General features: G+C 30.3%; 19 protein-coding genes. 9 read left to right on the top strand and 10 right to left on the bottom strand.

All coding sequences use genetic code 11. The features are described from left to right. Window positions 1-233 precede the first annotated feature (233 nt). From VIM70_RS18525 to VIM70_RS23470, 4 genes are all read right to left on the bottom strand, one after another. Complete coding sequence (locus VIM70_RS18525; RefSeq protein WP_331947266.1) at window positions 234-1,385, bottom strand: right-handed parallel beta-helix repeat-containing protein; 1,152 nt, start codon at window positions 1,383-1,385, stop codon at window positions 234-236. 250 nt (window positions 1,386-1,635) lie between these two features. Next, entirely contained in the window at window positions 1,636-2,988 is a 1,353-nt protein-coding gene (locus VIM70_RS18520) for a right-handed parallel beta-helix repeat-containing protein (protein ID WP_331947265.1), read from the bottom strand. A 45-nt stretch (window positions 2,989-3,033) separates the two neighbouring features. Then, window positions 3,034-4,440 (bottom strand): right-handed parallel beta-helix repeat-containing protein, encoded by a 1,407-nt coding sequence (locus VIM70_RS18515; protein WP_331947264.1) that lies wholly within the window; start codon window positions 4,438-4,440, stop codon window positions 3,034-3,036. 44 nt (window positions 4,441-4,484) lie between these two features. Further along, a complete protein-coding gene (locus tag VIM70_RS23470) occupies window positions 4,485-4,841 on the bottom strand; it encodes a right-handed parallel beta-helix repeat-containing protein (RefSeq protein ID WP_414648729.1) in 357 nt (118 codons plus the stop codon). Between the two features lie 225 nt (window positions 4,842-5,066). On the opposite strand from VIM70_RS23470, the gene rfbD reads away from it, so the two are divergent. From rfbD to VIM70_RS18500, 3 genes are all read left to right on the top strand, one after another. Beyond that, window positions 5,067-5,900: a dTDP-4-dehydrorhamnose reductase gene (gene rfbD / locus VIM70_RS18510; protein WP_331947263.1), complete on the top strand. Its 834-nt coding sequence runs from the start codon at window positions 5,067-5,069 to the stop codon at window positions 5,898-5,900. Between the two features lie 84 nt (window positions 5,901-5,984). Further along, complete coding sequence (locus VIM70_RS18505) at window positions 5,985-6,260, top strand: HAD-IA family hydrolase (protein ID WP_331947267.1); 276 nt, start codon at window positions 5,985-5,987, stop codon at window positions 6,258-6,260. Window positions 6,261-6,540: 280 nt separating this feature from the next. Then, window positions 6,541-8,661, top strand: coding sequence for an ATP-binding protein (locus tag VIM70_RS18500; protein WP_331947262.1), 2,121 nt, complete (start codon window positions 6,541-6,543; stop codon window positions 8,659-8,661). Window positions 8,662-8,746: 85 nt separating this feature from the next. Here VIM70_RS18500 and VIM70_RS18495 read toward each other — a convergent pair whose 3' ends face one another. After that, window positions 8,747-8,872 carry a hypothetical protein gene (locus tag VIM70_RS18495; RefSeq protein ID WP_331947261.1) on the bottom strand — a complete coding sequence of 42 codons (126 nt, stop codon included), beginning with the start codon at window positions 8,870-8,872 and terminating at the stop codon, window positions 8,747-8,749. A 283-nt stretch (window positions 8,873-9,155) separates the two neighbouring features. On the opposite strand from VIM70_RS18495, the gene VIM70_RS18490 reads away from it, so the two are divergent. The 5 genes from VIM70_RS18490 (at window position 9,156) to VIM70_RS18470 (ending at window position 14,887) form a co-directional block, all read left to right on the top strand. Beyond that, window positions 9,156-11,024: a nucleoside-diphosphate sugar epimerase/dehydratase gene (locus VIM70_RS18490; RefSeq protein ID WP_331947260.1), complete on the top strand. Its 1,869-nt coding sequence runs from the start codon at window positions 9,156-9,158 to the stop codon at window positions 11,022-11,024. Between the two features lie 225 nt (window positions 11,025-11,249). After that, a complete protein-coding gene (locus VIM70_RS18485) occupies window positions 11,250-11,402 on the top strand; it encodes a lmo0937 family membrane protein (RefSeq protein WP_331947259.1) in 153 nt (50 codons plus the stop codon). Between the two features lie 491 nt (window positions 11,403-11,893). Further along, entirely contained in the window at window positions 11,894-12,625 is a 732-nt protein-coding gene (gene pxpB / locus VIM70_RS18480; protein ID WP_414648728.1) for a 5-oxoprolinase subunit PxpB, read from the top strand. Then, window positions 12,615-13,619, top strand: coding sequence for a biotin-dependent carboxyltransferase family protein (locus VIM70_RS18475; protein ID WP_331947257.1), 1,005 nt, complete (start codon window positions 12,615-12,617; stop codon window positions 13,617-13,619). The genes pxpB and VIM70_RS18475 overlap by 11 nt, the downstream gene beginning before the upstream one ends. Window positions 13,620-13,657: 38 nt before the next feature. Continuing rightward, window positions 13,658-14,887, top strand: coding sequence for an NRAMP family divalent metal transporter (locus VIM70_RS18470; protein WP_331947256.1), 1,230 nt, complete (start codon window positions 13,658-13,660; stop codon window positions 14,885-14,887). A 114-nt stretch (window positions 14,888-15,001) separates the two neighbouring features. On the opposite strand, the gene VIM70_RS18465 is transcribed toward VIM70_RS18470, so the two are convergent. Then, complete coding sequence (locus VIM70_RS18465) at window positions 15,002-16,240, bottom strand: HAMP domain-containing sensor histidine kinase (protein ID WP_331947255.1); 1,239 nt, start codon at window positions 16,238-16,240, stop codon at window positions 15,002-15,004. A gap of 36 nt (window positions 16,241-16,276) precedes the next feature. Next, window positions 16,277-17,734 carry a PAS domain-containing protein gene (locus tag VIM70_RS18460; RefSeq protein WP_331947254.1) on the bottom strand — a complete coding sequence of 486 codons (1,458 nt, stop codon included), beginning with the start codon at window positions 17,732-17,734 and terminating at the stop codon, window positions 16,277-16,279. 314 nt (window positions 17,735-18,048) lie between these two features. Between VIM70_RS18460 and VIM70_RS18455 the strand changes: the two genes are divergently transcribed. Beyond that, window positions 18,049-18,621: a DUF6241 domain-containing protein gene (locus VIM70_RS18455; protein ID WP_331947253.1), complete on the top strand. Its 573-nt coding sequence runs from the start codon at window positions 18,049-18,051 to the stop codon at window positions 18,619-18,621. A 129-nt stretch (window positions 18,622-18,750) separates the two neighbouring features. Here VIM70_RS18455 and VIM70_RS18450 read toward each other — a convergent pair whose 3' ends face one another. The 3 genes from VIM70_RS18450 to VIM70_RS18440 all read right to left on the bottom strand — a co-directional run bounded on the left by VIM70_RS18450 (window position 18,751) and on the right by VIM70_RS18440 (window position 22,271). Continuing rightward, window positions 18,751-20,322, bottom strand: a complete 1,572-nt coding sequence (locus VIM70_RS18450) for a glycine betaine ABC transporter substrate-binding protein (RefSeq protein ID WP_331947252.1) — start codon at window positions 20,320-20,322, stop codon at window positions 18,751-18,753. Then, on the bottom strand, window positions 20,315-21,460 hold the full coding sequence (locus tag VIM70_RS18445; protein ID WP_331947251.1) for an ABC transporter ATP-binding protein: 1,146 nt from the start codon (window positions 21,458-21,460) through the stop codon (window positions 20,315-20,317). Before VIM70_RS18445 ends, VIM70_RS18450 begins: the two co-directional genes overlap by 8 nt. 184 nt (window positions 21,461-21,644) lie before the next feature. Beyond that, complete coding sequence (locus tag VIM70_RS18440) at window positions 21,645-22,271, bottom strand: TrkA C-terminal domain-containing protein (RefSeq protein WP_331947250.1); 627 nt, start codon at window positions 22,269-22,271, stop codon at window positions 21,645-21,647. Window positions 22,272-22,312 lie beyond the last annotated feature (41 nt).

The raw sequence follows: 22,312 nt of genomic DNA, 5'->3' as shown, positions 1-22,312 counted from the left end.
ATAACAACTTTATTTTTTAAAAAATTCATATATTCACCCCTTATATTCGTATTAGCAAATTTGCTGTAATCTTTAGTATACTATAGTATACGTAACGGTTCAAGGGTAATCCAATCTAACATTTTAGTATAAACTGTAAATAAAAACAAAGGACAAAGTCTACAAAAATTATAGCTTTTATCCTTTGTTTAATATCAACTAAGGTGATGAATATTTTCCAGGGTAATGATTAATTAGTACACTTCACAAGTCATTTTAGCATATTCGTGAAGTCCAGATTCGTACCCTGTTATTATGTTACTATATATTTTGTTATGATGATTGGTATTAGAAGTTGAATAAATACCACTCTTAGATATAGTTCCATTATTGGAACTGATTTTATTATTGCTGATTGTTATATGTTGAGGATCAGCTATTCCATTCCAATCAAGTAATATTCCATTTCCAACATCTGCAGCCTTAGTGTTATTTTTTAAATTTGTATTTGCTATATTATTATCTGTTATAACGCAATTTATGCTTCCTGCTGTTATATCAATACCATTGTTTTGTGCAGACAATACATTATTTGCTGTGCAGGTTGTCCCACTTGTAGCAAACAGACATATCGCTCCCATATTTCCAATGCCCTTTACGGATTCTTCTACCGTATTGCCACGGACAATGTTATTATCGGATTGCCATACTTCTATTTGATTATATCTGTTATTTTTACTTGTATTGTAAGTAATAGAGTTTCCACTGGAAATCTTCTTACTGCCTCCATATATCGTGATACCTTCCTGACCATTGCCTATACATTGATTATTACGTGCTATGCAGTTGGTTGTACCTTTTCCGGATGTTGAGCTATAACCGAATATTATACCTTGTCCACCGCTATTTTTCAAAATATTGTTTGCTACAGTTATTCTACTTCCACTTAAACAGTAAACATGCGCACTTATCTGTGCATCCGCATATCCACCAAAAATTTTTGGGTTATCAAAATAATTGTTATTTATGGTAATATCAGAGCTATTGTTATCTATTTTAATTCCATATTTGAGTATATTATAAAAATATGAATTAGTAACAGTGCAATCACTTGACCCATAAAAATTAATTGCTGCATATCTAATGTTATCTGTGAATCTGCAACTTATTATATTAACACCTTTTTTATATAGCATACGCAAAGCTGTGGAGCATTTTTGAAACTCTATACCACTAAAAGTGTTATTATTACCTGTAGCAAATAAAATATTTTTGCCTATACCTTGGATTACAACATTATTATCAGCAATTAATTTCATTCCGTCTTTTAATTTAACTATGCTCGAAAATTTATATATACCCTTTGGTAATTTAATTGTACTACCACTTGGATATGAATCTATCATTTTTTGGAATCGAGTCGAGGTATCTGATATTCCCGTTTTATCCAAATTATATTTTTGAGCATCTATGTAAGAATTTGCGGTTACATCAACACTTTGTGCTGATACATCAGCAGCTTTTGTAGTAGTTACAAAAAAACTACCATTTAGTAAAGAAATTAATAATATGCTTGTTGTTATACTTTTTCTTATGTCACTTTTAAAAATATCAATTCACTCCTCTTATTTCAGGGGCAAGGCAATCAATCTACGTTTATTGTCCACAAGTGGCAAGAGCATACCAATGAACGCCATATTTATAACCTGTTATTATGTTACTACCTATTGTGTTATGGTGATTGGTGTTTGAAGTTGAATACACACCACTTTTTGCTATAATGCCATTACTTGAGCTTATTTTATTGTTTTCGATTGTTATGTACGCTGGATCAGCTACTCCATTCCAGTCAAGTAATATTCCATTACCTTTCTCAGCTTTGTTAATATCACTGCTTCTATTTGTATCAGCTATAAAATTATTTGATACGATGGTGTTTGTTGTCCCGGCAATTATTGCAATACCATTACTTTGCGCTGACAATACGTTGTTTTCTGTGCAGGTTGTTCCAGTTGTAGCAAACAGACATATTGCTCCCAAACTTCCACGACCAAATATTGATTCTTCTACAGTATTTCCGCGTACAGTGTTATTATTTGATTGCCATACTTCTATTTGATTAAATCTGTTATTTATAGACGTATTGCCTATAACACTATTTCCATTAGTAACCTTGCTGCTGCCACCATAAACAGTGATGCCTTCCTGACCATTTCCTACGCATTGATTATTGCTTGCAATGCTGCTAGTTGTGCCTTTTCCAGTTGTAGAATTATAACCGAAGATTATACCTTGCCCACCGCTGTTTTTTATAATATTGTTTGATACTGTGATTCTAGTTCCATTTAAACAATAAACATGCCCACTTACCTGTTCACTACTATATCCACCAAAAACTGTAGCATTATCAAAACTATTGTTGTCAATTGTAATATCAGAGCTATCGTTATCAATTAAAACTCCATATTTGTTAATACCTGAAAAATATGAATTCGTAACAAAGCAATTGCTTCCTCCATAAAAATTAATTGCTGAATAATTTATGTTAGTTGTGAATCTGCAGTTTGCTACATTAACTCCAGTTTTTTCAAAAACGCTTATGGCTGTAAAGCAATTTTGAAATTCTATGCCCTGGAAACTGTTATAATTACCTGTGGAAAACAAAGTATTATTTCCGATACCATTAATTATAACATCACTAGAAGCAATTAAGGTCAAATTATCCTTTAACTTAACAGTGTTGGACAATTTGTAAATACCTTTTGGCAATTGAAGTGTACTTCCACTTGGAAAAGAGTCTACCATTTTTTGAAAATTAATTGAAGTATCTGTAACTCCTGTTGTATCCAAGTTGTAAGTTCCGGCATCTATTATAGTGGGGGTATTAGTTACAACAGATGTAATAGCAGCATCTGCTGTTATAGTAGGGGTCACAAATGGACTAACGGTTGATAGCGAAACCAATATTATGATTGCGGCTATTCTTTTTGTAATATTATTTTTTAACATTTTAATTCACTCCTTTTAATTTGGGCTAAGTTACAATAAATTCATCTATTTTCCACAAGTAGCTAGGGCATACCAATTTACTTCGTATTTATAGCCTGTTATCATACTACTATTTATTTCATTATGATGATTGGTACTAGAGGTTGAATATATACCACTCTTAGCTATAATTCCATTGCTTGAACTAATTACATTACCGTTGATTGTTATATGTTGGGGATCAGCTACGCCATTCCAGTCAAGTAATATTCCATTACCTTTTTCGGGCGTATTTATATCATTTTTCCTATTTGTATCAGCTATACAATTATCTGATACATTGCAATATGTACTTCCTGCGATTATTACTATTCCATTACTTTGCGCTGATAATATGTTGTTTCCAGAAACGGTTGTTCCAGTTGTATCAAATAGACAAATAGCTCCTAAATTACCAATGCCAGCTAAGGATTCTTCTACTGTATTGTTTTCAACAATATTATTATTAGACTGCCATACTTCTAATTGGTTGAATCTGTTATTTTTACAGGTGTTATTAATTAAAGAATTTCTACTAGTAACCTTCTTGCTGCCTCCATATATTGTTGCACCTTCCTGACCATTTCCTAAACATTGATTATTGTTTGCTACAGAATCCGTTGTACCTTTTCCAGTTGTTGAATTGTAACAAAAGATAACACCTTGTCCACCGCTGTTTTTTAAAATATTGTTTGTGACAAAAATTTTAGTTCCATTTAAGCAGTAAACATGGCCACCTATTTGCTCCTTCGCATAGCCACCAAAAACTTTAGGGTTATCAAAATTATTGTTGTCGATTGTAATATTAGAACTATCACTATCAATTAAAATCCCATATTTCCGTATATCATAGAAATATGAATTTTTAACAAAGCAATGACGTGCACCATAGAAATTAATTGCTGAAAAGCCAATATTATTTGTAAATCTGCAGTTTATTACCTTAAGTCCATTTTTTTTGAAAACACTTAAAGCTGTAGCGCAATCTTGAAACTCTATCCCTTGGAAACTATTATCATTACCTGTGGAAAATAAGGTGTTATAACCTATGCCTTTTACTATAACACCATTAGAGGCAGTTAATGTTATATTGTCTTTTAACTTAACAATACTTAACAATTTATAGGTGCCTTTTGGTAATTTAATGGAGACTCCGCTTGGAAATGAATCCATCATTTTTTGAAACTTAAATGAGGAATCTGTTCCTCCCGTTACATCCAGATTATACTTTTGTGCATCTATTATGGTAGGAGTTTTAGTTAAAACTGGCTTAACATGCGACGGAACGATTGCGATAGAAGGTTTTACGTTTGAATCAGCAACCTTTGTTGTTAAATCATCATGGTTTGATGTATTTATAAAGTAACCAACAGTTGTTATAAAAATTAATATTATGATTGCGGTTATAATTTTTTTGAAATTGTATTTTAACATATTACTTCACTCCTCTTAGCGACGTTTTGGAAGGAAGCCCCTCCTCACATAGATGTTTTTATTTTCCCCGAGTCGCTAGAGCGTACATATGAACAGCCTTCGCAAGTATTATTGCTTGCAGCTGAACTTGTTGTGCCTTTTTTAGTTGCTGAATTATAAGAAAATATTATACCTTGCCCACCACTATTTTTTATAGAATTGTTTGTTACTGTTATTTTTGTCCCACTTAAACAGTAAACATGACCACCAATCTGTTCCTTTAAATAGCCACCAAAAACTTTAGGGTTATTAAAAATATTTTTATTTATGGTTATAGTAGAACTATTGTTATCTATTAAAATTCCATATTTACGTATATCGTAGAAATATGAATTTGTAACAGAGCATTCACTCCTTTTAATTCGGTGGCTAGACTACTGTGTGTTCACTTCCTTTAGTTGTATTTTATGTTTAGCCGATTACGAATTATTAATGATAAAATAAAAAAATGTAGTTAAAAGTTAAAGAAATTAAATTACCACTGTTAACCTTTATCGTTAATAATCCTTTATTCTTTAGATTTTCTACAAATAATTAACAAAATGGGTTATAATTTAATAGAGTTAAACTAAAGAGGAGAGTGAGTTATGAAGATATTAATCACAGGAGCAAATGGTCAGCTAGGCCGGGAACTCGCTAATCAATATAAAGAGAAAAAAGATATCGAGTTAATACTAACGCTCAGATCGGATTTAGATATAACAAATATTAAAGAGGTATATAAATTTGTAAATGAAAATAAACCGGATGTAATTATCAATTGTGCCGCACTTACGGCTGTAGATAAATGTGAGACGGAAATAGATATTGCATATAAGATAAATGTTATAGGACCTAAAAACTTAGCCATAGCCGCAAATGAAATTGGGGCAGAAATTGTTCAAGTATCAACAGACTATGTTTTTGCTGGTAATGTTAATAAATCACTAACAGAGTTTGATTCAGTAGACCCACAAACTGTTTACGGGAAAACAAAACTTTCCGGAGAACAATTAGTTAAAAATCACAATCCTAAACATTACATAGTTAGAACCGCATGGCTTTACGGAGATGGAAATAATTTTGTAAAAACTATGATAAATTTAAGTAAAACTAATAAAACATTAAAAGTAGTTAATGACCAAAGGGGAACACCTACTAGTACAGTAGATTTAGCTAAAGTTATAATAAATCTAATAGACAATAAGAATTATGGGGTTTTTCATTGCACATGCAAAGGGGAATGCACCTGGTATGATTTCACTAAAGAAATATTTAGACTTAAAAATATTGATATAGAAGTATTACCTTGCACTACAGATGAATTTCCAAGGCCAGCAAAAAGACCGGAGTACTCAGTCCTTAGAAATTATATGTTAGAATTAACAACAGGGGATATAACTAGAACTTGGCAAGAAGCAATTAAAGATTATTTAAAATAAAAAAACATCTAGAGCAAAGCTTAATTTTGCTCTAGATGTTTCTAGTGCTCTATCTACCTTAAAAGAATATGTTGAAGTTATAAAATAGAAAAATACTTTGAAGTTTTTGTTACCGGCGACTATGTAAAGAAAAGCAAGCCTGAACCAGATATATTTATTTTTGCTTCAGAGAAGCTTGGGGTAGGGCCTGAAAATTGTCTAGTTATTGAAGATTCTAATAATGGGGTTCGTGCGGCTAAAAATGCAGGGATGAAGTGTGTAGGAATCAATAGCGATGCTGGAGGAAGACAAGACATTTCTATGGCAGATTTAGAGATAAATAGCTTTCAAGAAGTGAATTATATAAAGTTAAGTAAATAAATCAAAAACACTATCAAGGGTTTCAGCCTTTGATAGTGTTTTTATATTTGAATGTAATAAAGGATAATATTTTATTTTCTGTGTTTTCAGATATTTGTCGCATAATAATGTAAAATATAATTATAATGTAAAATTTAATACTATAATATAATATATGGCATTAAAATGTAAAATATGGTAATATATAAAGATAAGCACATTGTAATTCTGGTTTAGGCCGTGCTTATTTTATAACGATGAAATGTATGGGGATATATAGTTATAAAATGGGGGTAATATATTGGAAAATATAACAGAGGTTACCGAAAGGGATTTTGAAAATGAAAGTATCAAGAGGAGTAATAAGATAATTTTAGATCAAAAGAAGCAGTTAGAGGAGCAAAATACACAGCTAATTAGTGTAATTGAAAATTTATCTCAAGGCGTATTGCTTGTGAACAATAAAGGTAAATTTATAATGATAAATGCAGAAGCAAAAAGGTTAGTTTATAAATATGATATAGGAATTGATTTATTCGACGCCTTTAAAAACACTAAAATGTTTGATATGCAGGGCAATGAAATACCATTAAAAGATTTTCCTTCAGTTAGAGCATTAAGAGGCGAGATAATAAAAAATGATAAGATGTTTATAAGTCATCCTAATAAAGAGTATTTTGTGGAAATTAGCTCCAATCCAATTTACAATACTAATGGTGATTTAAATATGGTAGTAACGTGTTTTCATGATATTACTGAGACAATAAAGCAATCTAGGAAAATTGAAGAACAGAAAAACGAATTAGAAGCTATCATAGAAAATATAGATGCTGGTATTTCTATTTTTGATAATAAAGGACAATATATATCATTTAATAAATCAGAAAGAAAAATGTTTTTTCCATATTACGAATACACTACAAATACAAATGATAGGTATTATGAATATATAGATAAGACAAGTGATAAGTATAACAAAGCTAAGTTTTATGATATAAATGGAGAAAAAATTGAACTAGAAGGCACTCCATTTCGTAGGGTTATGAGAGGTGAAAAATTTAAAAATATGAGAATGACAGTAAAATTTCTTCATAAAACATTACAAATAGATGTTAGTGGTACACCTATTTATAATAGTGAGGGGAAATTTACTTTAGGGGTACTTTGTAGTAGAGATATGACAGATTATTTTAAGCATGAAGAATCTATAAGAAGTCGATATGAATTCTTAAGTGGACTTATAGATACTTTTGACCTACCTGTTGTTAGATTGTCATGTCCAGATTTAAAGATTGAAAATATTAAGATCGAAGACATAAACAAAAAGGCATTTAGTATTATTGAATTGTCCACATATAATGTTAAATCAATCAAGGAAATACAAGCTTATAAATTCGAAGAATTATTTGAAATATTAAATACAAAAGAATATAACAGGTGTATTAAAGAAGTGTTAAAAGAAAAGAAAACCAAGTATTGGAATAAGAAAAGGCATATGATAAATGGCAATGAAATATATTGGAATCTTATCTTTGAACCTATGCTTGATGTTCACGGAGAACTCCAAGAAATATTAATTTTGATTATAGATGTTACCACTGAGATAAAGTCAAATATAGCCATGGAAAAAACATTGAAATTACAGGGAGAATTCCTTGTTAACATATCCCATGAACTTAAAACACCATTAAATGTTATATGTTCAGCAGCTCAGTTATTTGATAGGTATTGCAATAGTGGATCATTGGATGATAAGAAGGGTTCAATTATTAAATATATAGATTCAATTAAGCAAAATTCATATAGATTATCTAAACTTATTAATAACATAGTTGATTTATCCAAAATAGAATCAGGTTTTTTTAAACTCAACCTATCAAATAATAATATTGTGGTGGTTGTAGAAGAAATAGTGATGTCTGTAACCAATTTTTCTGACAGTAAAGGCTTAAACATTATTTTTGATACGGATACAGAAGAAAAAATTATTGCTTGTGACACTGAAAGGATAGAGAGAATAGTCCTAAATCTTATATCCAATGCCATAAAATTTACAGAGGTGGGTGGTGAAATAATTGTTGCTGTCAAGGACAAAATAGAATTTGTTGAAATATCAGTCAAAGATAATGGTATCGGTATTGAGGACAAGTACTTGGATATGATATTTGATAGATTTAAGCAAGTAGATAAATCGCTATCACGAAATACAGAAGGTACGGGTATTGGTTTAAGTTTAGTAAAATCAATCTCAGAATTACATGGTGGTAATATATATGTTGAAAGTGAATTTGGAAAAGGAAGTAAGTTTACAGTTAGGCTTCCGTCTAAAAAGGTACTTAGAGAAAATATGATTTATTGTAGCGAAGTAAAAGGTGAAAATCAAAGTGTACGAGTGGAACTTTCAGACGTGTATTCGAAATGAAGGCTGTATTTCATTATAATAGATTAATGATTAAGGCCCCACAGTAAACGTCGCATTTAAAGCAGGGAACTACCATTTACTTAAGTTAATTATCTTTATCCTTAGGGCCAATAGTTGGTATTGAGGGGGCAGACTTACTAGCTGCTTTCATTAAGCCTCCTAATAGAACATATGTAATTGCTAATATAATTACAATAATTATAAATTTCATAAATACGACATCCTTTCTTATTAATTACAATTAATAGAATTTAATGGTTTACACTCATATAACGTTTATACTAACTATATAGTTTCAATTTTAAAATATTTTTATTATTAAACCATAAAAGCCAAATATTTAGGACAAGGTTTATATCATTTTATTCATTATAAAAGTATAAAAGGCCTCAAAAGGTGGACTTATTCTCCTGTAAATGCTGAATTTTGTATTAAAAGATGTGTTAAGGATAAAATGATGATATAATAGGAGTAATTTGAAGTGAGGTGTTAATGTGAAAGCTTTAGGAAAATGGAAAAAGCCGATATTAATATTAAGTGATGCAGTGTTAATAAACTTAGCATATATATTGGCTTTCTATTTTAGATATAATTATAAAAATTTCAAGTTTTATTCAAGCGATTACAAGGAGATAGCGATAATTGTAACAGTTATCTACATAGCTAGTTTTTTTCTCTTCAAGCTTTATGAAAGCCTTTGGAGTTATGCAAGCATTGATGAATTTATGCTTGCTATTGGTGGTTGCCTTGTTGGAAATATTGCAACCATTGCCTTTGTTAGAGTTATTGGACATGGATTTGCATATGGGGTAAGTATAATAGCGTGTGCTTTTAGTGTTATTTTTATAGTCGGATTTAGAATGTCATTTAGAATTTATGGTAGATTTGAAAGTATTGTAAATTGTGATGTCCCAAAGAGCGACCGAAAGAGAGTAATGATAATTGGTGCAGGGGCAGCTGCAGCTATGGTTATAAAAGAAATGAAAAGTAGTAACCAGAGCAAATATATGCCAGTAGTTGTAATTGATGATGAACCTTATAAAAAAGGAAATAACATTATGGGAATAAAGGTTCTTGGAAGTAGAGAGGATATACCAACAATCGCAAAAGAAAAAGATATAGAAACAATACTTATAGCTATTCCAACCATAGATGATGAAGAAAGAAGTAAGATACTGGAGATATGTAAAACAACAAGTTGCAAAATAGAAATAATTCCAGGTATGTATGAAATAATAAATGGAAAAGTTTCTTTGAATCAAATTAGAAAAGTAGAAATTGAAGATTTATTAGGACGTAAAGCAGTGGTACTTGATATGGAAGGTATCTCAAGTTATATTCACAATAAAACAATAATGGTCACTGGTGGCGGAGGGTCTATTGGATCTGAATTGTGTCGTCAAATTTTAAAATTTGGACCCAAACAATTAATTATTTTTGATATATACGAAAACAATGCTTATGATCTGCAAATGGAACTTAATTATAAATATCCGAAACTAGATTTAAAGGTGCTTATAGGTTCTGTTAGAGATAAGTTGCGATTGGAGAATGTCTTTGAAAAGTATTCACCAGATATAGTTTTCCATGCAGCGGCACATAAACATGTTCCACTAATGGAAGAAAGTCCTATGGAAGCCATAAAAAATAATGTATTTGGAACATATAATGTGGCGGAGTGCGCACATAGATTTAATGTAGAACGGTTCGTTATGATATCTACAGATAAAGCAGTAAACCCAACCAATGTAATGGGTGCTACTAAGAGAATGTGTGAAATGATTATACAATCTTTTGACAAAATAAGTGGAACACATTTCGTTGCAGTAAGATTTGGAAATGTACTGGGAAGTAATGGTTCAGTAATACCACTATTTAAAAATCAAATTGCTCATGGTGGGCCAGTTACACTTACTAATAAATATATAACAAGGTTCTTCATGACCATACCTGAAGCAGCACAATTAGTACTTCAATCTGGAGCATATGCACAGGGTGGAGAAATATTCGTTTTAGATATGGGCAAACCTGTTAAAATATATGATTTAGCTTGGGATTTAATAAGACTTTCAGGATTTGAGCCAAATAAAGATATTAAAATTGAAGTTACTGGGCTTCGTCCTGGGGAAAAGCTTTATGAAGAGCTCCTAATGAGTGAAGAAGGACTTATTAATACGAAACATGCAAAGATATTTATTGGCAAACCTACTTTCAGCGATTTAGACGTTATAAAAGAGAGATTGAAAGAACTTGCTGTAATTATTGAACAAGATGATGTTGAGGCTCTAATGGTTAAGATTAGAGAGATTGTACCTACTTATAAAAGAACAGGTGGGGAAGAAGACCTAGCGTCTAACTTTTGAATTATCTGATGGTAATAAATAAAATAAAAAACTACAAAGTTGCATTAATGTAACTTGGTAGTTTTTTATGCTTAGTGCCACCCACGTGGCAAGTGGCATTATATATTAACAAGCAAGGATAGTTATCTATTGTGAATATATTAGAATCTTGATATACTTGATAATATAGTTAAAAAAATTTAACATACAAATAAATAAAGATGTAAAAGAAAGGTGGTATTTTATATGGGATGTTTACGTATGATAGGTGGAGTAGTAGTATTCGTTTGGCTTTTAGGACTTTTATTTAAAATTGGTGGTGGTCTGATACATCTGTTACTTGTAGTAGCTGTTATAGTATTTATTGTGGACATAGTTTCAGGAAAAAAATTACGTTAGAGAAATTTTTGTATAAATAAAAATTACATATTCAGATAACATATAGGTGTCACCCACATGAAGGGTGACACCTTTTTTAAATCTCATTTTCCCTTCCATTATATATATAAATCCACTATTTATTATTTTTTTATTAAACAGACTATCATTATGTTGAATTTATTTGCAAGATATCATTTAAAATATATATAAAAATGCAAGAATTGCAAAAAAACTTGCATTTTTCGTATCAAATAAAAATGTACATAATATATTATTTTAACTATAAAGGTTTACATATCACTATCTAATCAGGGATTTATAGGGAAAATAGCAACATATTCAAGATGCATATTTTTCAAGGCTTACATATAGAAAAATTTTCTTATGATTTTTTAACAAAAAAACTTGCAATTGTATCAGCAAATCGTTTAATATAATAGGTAAGTAAATAAATAATTTTTAAAAAAAATATATTGTTTAAAAAATATATTGAAGGGTGGAGGATGTTGATGCTTAAAAAAGATTTTTTTGAAATAAATGCTATGGGTGATTCTGCACTAATTATAAAGTTAAGTGATGAAATAAATGATGATGCACATTTTAAAATCAAAGCATTATGTGAATACTTTGATAATAACCCTTTTGAAGGGATGATTGAATATGTTCCTGCTTTTGTAACGTTAACAATTTTCTATGACCCATTAAAGGTGATTAAGGGTAAGAAAAGTAAGAATCCTTATTATGAAGCAAAAGAAATAATAAGAAATGTATTACAAAATATGGACTATAAGGTAATTGATAATCCTAGAACTGTGGAAATACCTGTTTATTATGGTGGAGAATTTGGACCTGATTTGGGTTATGTAGCTCAGCATAATAATCTCTCAATAGAGGAAGTTATACATTTACATTGTAGTGTGCAAAATAGAGTATATATGATAGGTTTTGCTCCTGGCTTTCCATATCTCGCAGGAATGTCTAGTAAAATTGCAACTCCAAGAAGGAAAACTCCAAGACTTGTTATTCCGGAAGGGTCTGTTGGAATAGCAGGTAGTCAAACAGGGGTATATCCTATTTCAACTCCTGGTGGGTGGCAGCTTATTGGGAAAACCCCGTTAAAACTTTTTACACCGGAAGATGAAATTCCAAGCTTACTTCGAGCTGGTGATATTATTAAGTTTAAGGCAATTTCGCGAGAGGAGTATTATGAATTAGAAGAGGGAATCCAAAATGTGCATTGAAATATTAAATTCTGGATTGTTAACAACTATTCAAGATTTAGGGAGATATGGTTTTAGAAAATATGGAGTAATTGTAAGTGGCTCAATGGATACATTTTCGCATAGACTTTCTAATTTATTAGTTGGAAATGTTGAGGGAGAGGCAACACTCGAGGTAACACTTATGGGACCTAAAATTTTAATAAAACAAGATGCTTTAATTTCAATTTGCGGAGGGAATTTGTCTCCTAAAATTAATAATAATGAGGTCCCGATGTGGAGGCCTATATACGTTAAAGCTGGGAGTGTTTTAAGTTTTGGAGAATATATATGGGGCGCTAGATGTTATGTAGCTTTTTGTGGCTCTTTTAATATTATCAAAACCATGGAAAGTAAAAGCACATATTTACGGGCGGAAATTGGTGGATTTTGTGGGAGAGCATTAAAAAAAGGAGATATTATTGATTTAAATAAACCCACTTTTAAAGGAAAAAAAATTATAGACAAGCTAGGCAAGACTATTGGTAATGATAGTATTGCATGCTCTAAATGGTTTGTAGGGGATGACTTTCTTCCAGATTACAGTACTTCTCCGGTAATAAGGATTATTAAAGGTGGACAGTTTGAATATTTTAATGAGGAAAGTAAGAGTAATTTCTTTAATAGTAAATTTGATATTACAAATCAATCAGATAGAATGGGGTATAGACTTAGTGGACCAAATCTAAAACTCGAAAACCCGCTTGAGATGATTTCAGAAGCTGTTGCGCTTGGATCTATTCAGGTTCCACCAGATGGTAACCCTATTATGCTTTTAGCTGATAGACAAACTACTGGGGGTTATCCTAAGATCGCTGAGGCAATAACAGTAGATATACCAGTTTTAGCACAGTTAAAACCTGGAGATGTTATTAGTTTTCGCGAGGTGTCTTTAGATGAAGCTCAGAAGTTATATATAATTCGAGAAAAAAACATAGATTATTTAAAAAAAGCTATAAAAATTCAAATTGAGTAATCGGCTAAATAAATAATATATTAATGGAGGATTTGTTTATGAAAAAAGCAGAAACAGGTATTGATATTAAGGGCAATTCATCTAGCAAAAAAAACTGGAGCGCGGTTATAGGAGCAGCATTTTTAATGGCAACTTCTGCAATTGGACCAGGGTTCCTAACACAAAGTACGGTATTCACTCAAAAGCTTGGAGCTAGTTTTGGATTTGTAATATTAGCATCCATAATATTAGATATAGGTGCTCAGCTTAATATTTGGAGAATAATCGTTGTTGCAAAGAAGAGAGGGCAAGATATTGCTAACATGGTGCTGCCGGGCCTTGGATACTTTGTTTCATTTCTAGTGGTTATGGGTGGGCTTGCATTTAATATTGGAAATGTAGCCGGTGCAGGCCTTGGGTTAAATGTTTTATTCAGTATCGATCCTAAAGTCGGCGCGGCAGCCAGTGCTATAATTGCTGTTTGTATCTTTCTTATAAAAGATGCTGGAAAAGCAATGGATCGTTTTGCACAAGTTATGGGAATAATTATGATATTCGTTACTATTTATATAGTTTTCACAGCAAATCCTCCAGTAGGCCTTGCAGTATCTAAAACTTTTATGCCAGATAATATTGATGTAATGTCAATTGTAACTATAGTTGGGGGTACTGTTGGTGGGTATATAACTTTCGCAGGTGGACATAGACTATTAGATGCAGGTATAGTGGGTGAAGAATCCTTGCCACAGGTTAATAAAGGTTGTTTTACAGGTGTAGGTGTTGCGTCACTTATGAGGATTTTATTATTTCTAGCGGCACTTGGGGTAGTATCACATGGATTAACACTTGATCCACTAAATCCTCCAGCTTCAGTATTTAAATTAGCTGCAGGAAATGTAGGATACAAAATATTTGGTGTTGTTATGTGGGCAGCGGCAATAACTTCAATTATTGGAGCTGCATACACTTCTGTATCATTTATAAAGACATTCAGCGTAAAAATTGCCAAACATGAAAAAGCTATAATCATTGCTTTTATAGTTTTATCTACAAGTATATTTTCTATCATTGGACAACCAGTTAAGGTATTAATATTAGTAGGTGGATTAAATGGACTAATTCTTCCTATAACTCTTGGAACAATGCTTGTTGCAGTATTTAAGAAGAAAATCGTTGGAGATTATAAACATCCTGTATGGATGACTGTTTTTGGTTTCATAGTTGTTGTAATAATGGCGTACCTTGGAGTTCATACTCTTATAACCCAACTTCCAAAGATGTTTTTATAAAAGATTAGTAAAGCACTTACAGGATTTAATTAATAATATAGACAAGGGTAATTTTAAAATTAAGTGGAGTCAATACTTTATAGGTATTGACTCTATTTTTATATACTTTGTATATTAAGAATAAACATCTGAAAGTTCAACTAGTATAATTTGGTCTTCACTTCTCACCTCGTTATTATATATCGTATTTTCTTGTAGTATTTTAATAGAGGGCAAAGTGACTGTAAACTTACTTCCCTTCCCAAATTCACTTTCAACAGAAACTGTGCCTCCGTGTAATTCCGAGATAGATTTAACTAAACTTAAACCAATACCTGTACCTTCTGCATTTCTTGATAGTGATTTGTCTACCTGTTTAAATCTATCAAATATCATATCCAAGTACTTGTCCTCAATTCCTATACCATTATCTTTAACTGATATCTCAACAAATTCTATTTTGTCCTTTACATCAACAATTAACTCTCCACCTTTATCTGTAAATTTTATTGCATTTGATATAAGATTTAAAACTACGCGCTCTATTTTTTCAGTGTCGCAAGCCATAATTTTTTCTTCGGTATCCGTATCAAAAACAATATTTAAGCCTTTACTATCAGTAAAATGAGACACAGAAATAACTATTGCTTCTACAAATTCAACTATATTGGTGTTTGATAAATTTAGTTTAAAAAAACCTGCTTCTATTTTTGATAAATCAACTATGTTATTAATCATTTTAGATAATCTATAGGAATTTTGTTTAATTGAGTCTATATATTTAATAATAGAGTCTTTATTCTCATCTAGTGATCCTTTACTGCAATACATATCAAATAACTGAGCTGTTGTAAATATAACATTCAGTGGTGTTTTTAGTTCATGAGATATGTTAACAAGAAATTCTCCTTGTAGTTTCAATGCCTTTTCCATTACAATATTAGATTCAATTTCAGGAGTAACATCTATTATTAAAATTATAATTTCTTCAATTTCTCCATTTAAGTAGGACACAGGTTCAAAGATAAAGTTCCAATATATATCTTTATTATCTATGAAATAATGCTTTTTGTTCAAATATTTAGTTTTCTTTTCTTTTAACACTTCTTTTAACACTTCTTTAATACACTTATAATATTCTCTTGATTCTCTTTTATTAAATATGTATTCAATTTTAGTGTTTTTTATTTGAGTGATAGATCTAATATATGGGCGGAGAGATTTAAGGATACCAAATGCCTTTTTATTAATATCAACAATTTTAAAATCTGGACAAGATAATCTTACAACTGGTAAATCAAAAGTATCTATAATTCTGTTCAAGATTTCAAAACGACTCCTTATAGCTTTCTCACGATTATTATAGTCTGTCATATCCCTACTGCAAAGCACCCCTAAAGAAAATTTTCCTTAACTGTCATAAATAGGTGTTCCACTAACATCTTTTTGTAATGTTTCATGAGGAAACTTTACTGAAATTCTCATATTCTTCAATAATTCACCTCTCATAACCCTACGAGCAGGAATGTTTTCTGGGTCAATTTTATTCCCTAAAACATCATAAAACCCATATTTGTTATAAATGTCATCTATACCATCTGGATTTTTGTAAGAGGGAGAATATCTTTGTCTTGCTGCTTTATTGAATAATATAAACTTTCCTTTATTGTCAAAAATAGAAATACTTTCAGCTAAATTTTCTATGATACCTTCCAATTCATTTTTGTGATCTTCAATTTTTCTGGATTGATTTATTGTTTCAGTAATATCGTGAAAACAGGTTACTACCATATGTAGAATCCCATTAGTATTATAAATTGGTGTGGAACTAATTTCTATAAAATACTCATTATTCGGATGACTCATAAATACCTTAGCATTTTTTATTTTTTCACCTCTTAATGCTCTAACTGAGGGGAAATCATTTAATGGTATCTCATTGCCCTTCATATCAAACATTTTAATCTTTTTAAGAGCTTCGAATATATAAGTTTCTACGTCATATTTATAAACTAATCTCTTTGCTTCTGAATTTATCATTAAAAATCTACCTTTATTGTTCATAAGCAATATGCCTTCAGATAAATTTTCAATGACACCAATTAGTTCTGAAAATTCTTTATCTGATTTATTTTGCTGCATAATTATATTGTGTTGCCTTACTATATTTCGATTTTTAAAAACCCTCTTTGTAACATCTGTAACGGTCTCAAATATGTATTTCATATTGACCTTTCCAAATATGGGCTCTCTAGTGGCATCCCAATAAGTTATACCTCTTTCGAATTTATCAAATTCGAATTCTTTTACATAGCTGGGTTTTTGAGTAGCAATAATAGTATCCCAAATATCTTCAGATTGGCTTTTTACAAATCCAGTTATAATTTCACTAATAGGGCTACCTATACTATTCTCCTCTTTATTAAAAGGAGAATCCATAAAATCAAGATACTTTTGATTTGATTTAAGCAATATTAAATCGGGAACACTATAAACAGCTGCACCTAATATATTATCAATAAATGTGTGTTTTACAAAAGAAAGCTTGTCATCAAGTCTGGAATTTGGTATTTCAATAAAAGTATAAATATCTTGATTTATTACATCATCATGTAAAAGCGATATAATAACTTCTCTTGCAGAGAGGGATTTTGTGAATATATATCCTATATACTCACTGATTATATTATGGAGAAACATTTGTGAATTTATTTTTAGTAATTCCCCTATTTCTATAAGTGATTTACCTAATAATTCATCAAATGCATATTCTGTAAGGTTAAGAAAATCATTACTAATATTGGTTATAATATTAGCACTTGAATAAAAACATGGTTTTATTATTTTATTATTAAAAGTATTTTTCATTATGTTACCTCCGGTTTTTAGTACATATATGTATAGAGTTTGCCTTTATAAAAAATAAAATTAAAAAAATGAATAATATGATTATTGTAATATATCTCATATTACAATAACATATTTAATGCGTTATATATATACATTTCATGTTATATATTACAGTTTTATTCATTTGAGAAAATAAGATTAACTTACAAACTAATGGGTTAATTTAATTTTATATCATGGTTTTTAAATAAATATTGGAATATTATTACATAAGTGTTATAATTATAAATATTTTACATGATAGATAGCGCATATGCAAAGGGGGAAATACTATGAAACAGTATAAAATAATTGGTAAAATATCTACCGTAATTGGAAAATCCTTTTCTAAAATCGGAAAAATTATCGCTTTAATTAGCAAATCCTTTCCCATACGAGGAGGATGGTTTGTAGCATGTAGCATAACATTAGTGCTTATAGTTATGGGTGCTGGCAGCTACTATATTTCGAAGCATAAGTTTATTGAGCCGAAAAGCCCAAAAGTAGTACAAGCAGTTGAAATAAAAAGTGGATTGACAAATAAACCAGTTGAAATAAAACAAAATGATAAAAGCCAAGTACTAAGTAATATGGAAATATCAGTTTATAATAGGATGCATAAAATGATAAATACAAAAATTGTAGCAGAGGATGGAAAGATATGGGGTGAGGTGGAAATAACTCCAGAGGGGTGCAATCAACTAATTAAAGAGGTTACGCAAAGCGGATATTATGATAAAACCACTTTGCTAGAATTTCTAAACCGCTGGAAAAATAAAAATTTTGCTAGTGGAGTTGATGAACATAATTATTTATGGAATGGACTGAATGGTACAATAGGAAAAGCCAAAGCTATCAGGCCTTAAGGTAAGATTAAAATAAAGAAAAGGTAGGATTTTAAAGAAACGGTACTAGTATAAAAAACAGTTCTATTACAAAAAATAGATAAAAAGAGCTTGATATATTATAAAAAATATATCAAGCTCTTTTTTAAGTTAATTCATTAAGTGTTTTGATCTTAGAAAGTCTTCTGCAACTGTTCTAGATTGTTCTCCGTTATCTACTCTATAGTTTAGATTACGCATATCTTCTTCTGTAATTTTTCCAGCTAAGAGGTTCAATACACCTTTTAACTCAGGATATTTCTTCAATGTTGATTCATTAACTATAGGAACTGCATAATAAGGTGGGAAAAAGTTCTTATCATCTTTTAAAAGCTTAAGATCAAATTTTTTAAGCAACCCATCTGTAGAAAATGCATCTATAGCTTGTGTTTCATTTTTTTGAAGCGCAGTATATCTTAGTCCTCCATCTATACCTTTTACAGTTTTAAAGTTTAGGTTATATTTTTTTTGAAGGCCAAGATATCCATCTGCTCTGTTTGCAAATTCCATAGTAAATCCACCATTTAAAGTAGGACTTATTTTTGCTAAATCAGATAGTGTATTCAAATTATTTTTTTTAGCTAGATCCTTTTTTACAGCTACTACGTAAGTGTTATTAAATCCTAAGGGTTCTAGTACATCAATACCATAAGTTGTAGCGAAATCTTTTTTCACTGTATCGTAAACTTTAGCTGGATCAGTCATAGTAGGCTTTTTTAGTATATTTACTAGACCTGTTCCAGTGTATTCTACATATAAATCTACATCTTTTGTTTTCATAGCTTCAAATACTACATTTGTTCCTCCTAAATTCAACTTTCTTACAACTTTAATTTTAGTCTTAGCCTCTATTAAAGAAGCCACCATATCTCCAAGTATTAATTGCTCATTAAAGTTTTTAGAACCTACAACTATTGTATTTTTACTTGAAACAAAGCTTGTAATTACTGAGAATAAAATAATTACAGCCACGAATGCAGAAACTACTATTTTGAATTTTTTATTATTTAAAATTGAATTGCTTTTTCTAACTTTACCGTTATGAGTAATCTTTATTCCTTCAGGAACGACTATGTTTTCCACCTTACCTATAATAAAATCTAGAAAAATAGCAAGAAAACAAGCAGGAATAGCTCCGGCTAAAATCATATTATTGTTAACAGTTGAAACACCTGAAAACACTAAATATCCTAAACCACCGGCTCCGATAAATGCAGCTATTGTCATAAGGCCTACTGCCGTAACTGAGGATATTCTAATACCTGACATTATAATGGGCATAGCTAATGGGAAACGAACTTTTAATAGAATTTGTGTTTGAGTAAGACCCATACCATCAGCAGCTTCAATAAGTGAGGGACTTATGTTAGTTAGTCCTGTAAATGTATTTTTGACTATTGGTAGAAGAGAATACATAACTACCATAATAATTGCTGGTTTGCTGCCGATACCAAGTAGAGGAATTAAAAAACCAAGCAATGCAAGGCTGGGTACCGATTGAACTATATTTGTAAAACCTATGACAGGAACGGAAAGTTTTCTATACCTAACTATAAGTATTCCAAGAGGAATTGCAATAGCAATGGCAATTAAAATTGAAAATATAGTTAGTTGTATGTGCTGAATAAATAAATCTATTATTTCAGATTTTCTATCTATTACAAATTTTATAAAACTATTCATTAACATCTACCTCCATATCTATAAACTGATTACTTAATATAGACAAAAGGCTACTCTTTGTAAGAAGGCCTGACAGTTTAAAGTTATCATCCACTACAGGAACAAAGTTTATATCTTCTTTCTTTATAAGTTCTAATATATCTATTATAGAATCTTCTTGATTTACTGTTATAAGTTCAGTTTTCATTATATCTTTAAGTTTTACTGTTTTATCTGGATTTGCCCTTAGGGTTGTTCTAATTTGTTTTAAAGTGACAATTCCAGATAAAATGCCTAATTTATCTACAATAAGTAAACTATCTACATTGCTAGATTTCATTATTTCTATTGCTTGAAGTATTGTTCGCTCAGCTACTGATTTTATAGGCTTTGCTATCATAATATCTTTTGCTTTAATTAATTCAGGTTGAGTCCATATTCTGTTTTTACCTACAAAATCTCGTACGAAATCATTAACAGGATTTTTTAATAGTTCTTCTGGAGTATCAAACTGAACAACATGCCCATCTTCTAGAATACAAATTTTATCTCCGAGCTTTAAAGCCTCATCCATATCATGAGTTACAAATATTATGGTTTTGCGTACATTTTGTTGTATGTTAAATATCTCATCTTGGAGTTGAGCTTTTGTAATAGGATCTAAAGCACTAAAAGGTTCATCCATGAGGATTACATCAGGATCCATTATAAGAGCTCTTGCTACACCTACTCTTTGTTGCTCGCCTCCACTTAATTGATTAGGATATTTATTCTTGAATTCATCAGGATCAAGTCCTACTAAATTCAATAATTCAATTACTTTTGCATCTATTTTTTCTTTTGGCATTTTTTCAATTGATGCTATTAAACCAATATTGTCTGCTATAGTCAAATGAGGAAGAAGTCCCGCCTGTTGTATAACATAACCCATGTTACGCCTTAGTTTTATAGTGTTTTTATCTTCAATTTTATCACCATTAATTAATATTTCACCAGAAGTTGGGGTTAATAATTTATTAATCATTTTAAGTGTTGTAGTTTTTCCACAACCACTAGGTCCGATAAAAACCACTAATTCTTCGTCCCCTATGGTAATATTTATATCTTTTAGAATTTGTCTACCACTAAAACTTTTGTTTACATGTCTAAACTCAATCAAAATATAGCCTCCCAATTTATTACAAATAATGAATTAATTTTATCACTAAATAGTCATTTTGTAAAGAATCCTGTAAATAATAGACCTTTTATGTTGAATTTGTCGAATTATATGGATATTTAAATAAAAAAAACCCTTATATCACATTATTCTGTTATATGATATAAAGGGTAATCTTGAATTCTTAGTTTGAATAAAGAAGGTTTTTAATTTTCAAATAGCTACTTTCTTCACAAATTACAACGAAAATATCCTTGTCTTCAAAAGTAGTTTGTGGACCTGGTGAAAGTATTAATTTGTTATTTCGCCTTATACCAATTATAGTTGCACCAGTATTTTGCCAAAATTTAATATCAGATATTGTTTTATTTAGGACACTCATTTCAGGAGTTATTTCAAATTCATAAGGAATAAATGGATTACTATTTTTAAATCTACTAGAATAATCTATTAGTTCATCAATAGAATTATCTATATTTGTATCTAATTCTTTTTTCTTCTCCAGTAAAAGTAGAATATTTTTTTTGAGAGAACTAATAGTATCTATATCTTTAAATTTATCGATAAAGTTTAAACAATTATCTATGGAACTAATGACTATCCCGCTGCCCTTTGTTACTTTAACTATATCCATGTCACTTAGAAGAGTTATAGATCTTCTTATAGTTTCTGGTGATACATTGTATTCACTTGCGAGAGAAGAACGACCGTATAGTTTATCGCCAATAGCAAAATCTCCAGATAGTATTCTATTAGTAATATCAATTGCTATTTTTTTATAAATAGGTTTTAAAATAGATTCATTTGGCATTTTTGGTTTTATCAAAAGAACATTTATACTTTTGATAATTC

Origin of the sequence: Clostridium sp., assembly GCF_036569345.1 — a bacterium.
Taxonomy (GTDB): domain Bacteria; phylum Bacillota; class Clostridia; order Clostridiales; family Clostridiaceae; genus Clostridium_AD.
Note: the sequence above shows the minus strand (reverse complement) of the source record. Positions and strands in the feature narration are given on the sequence as shown.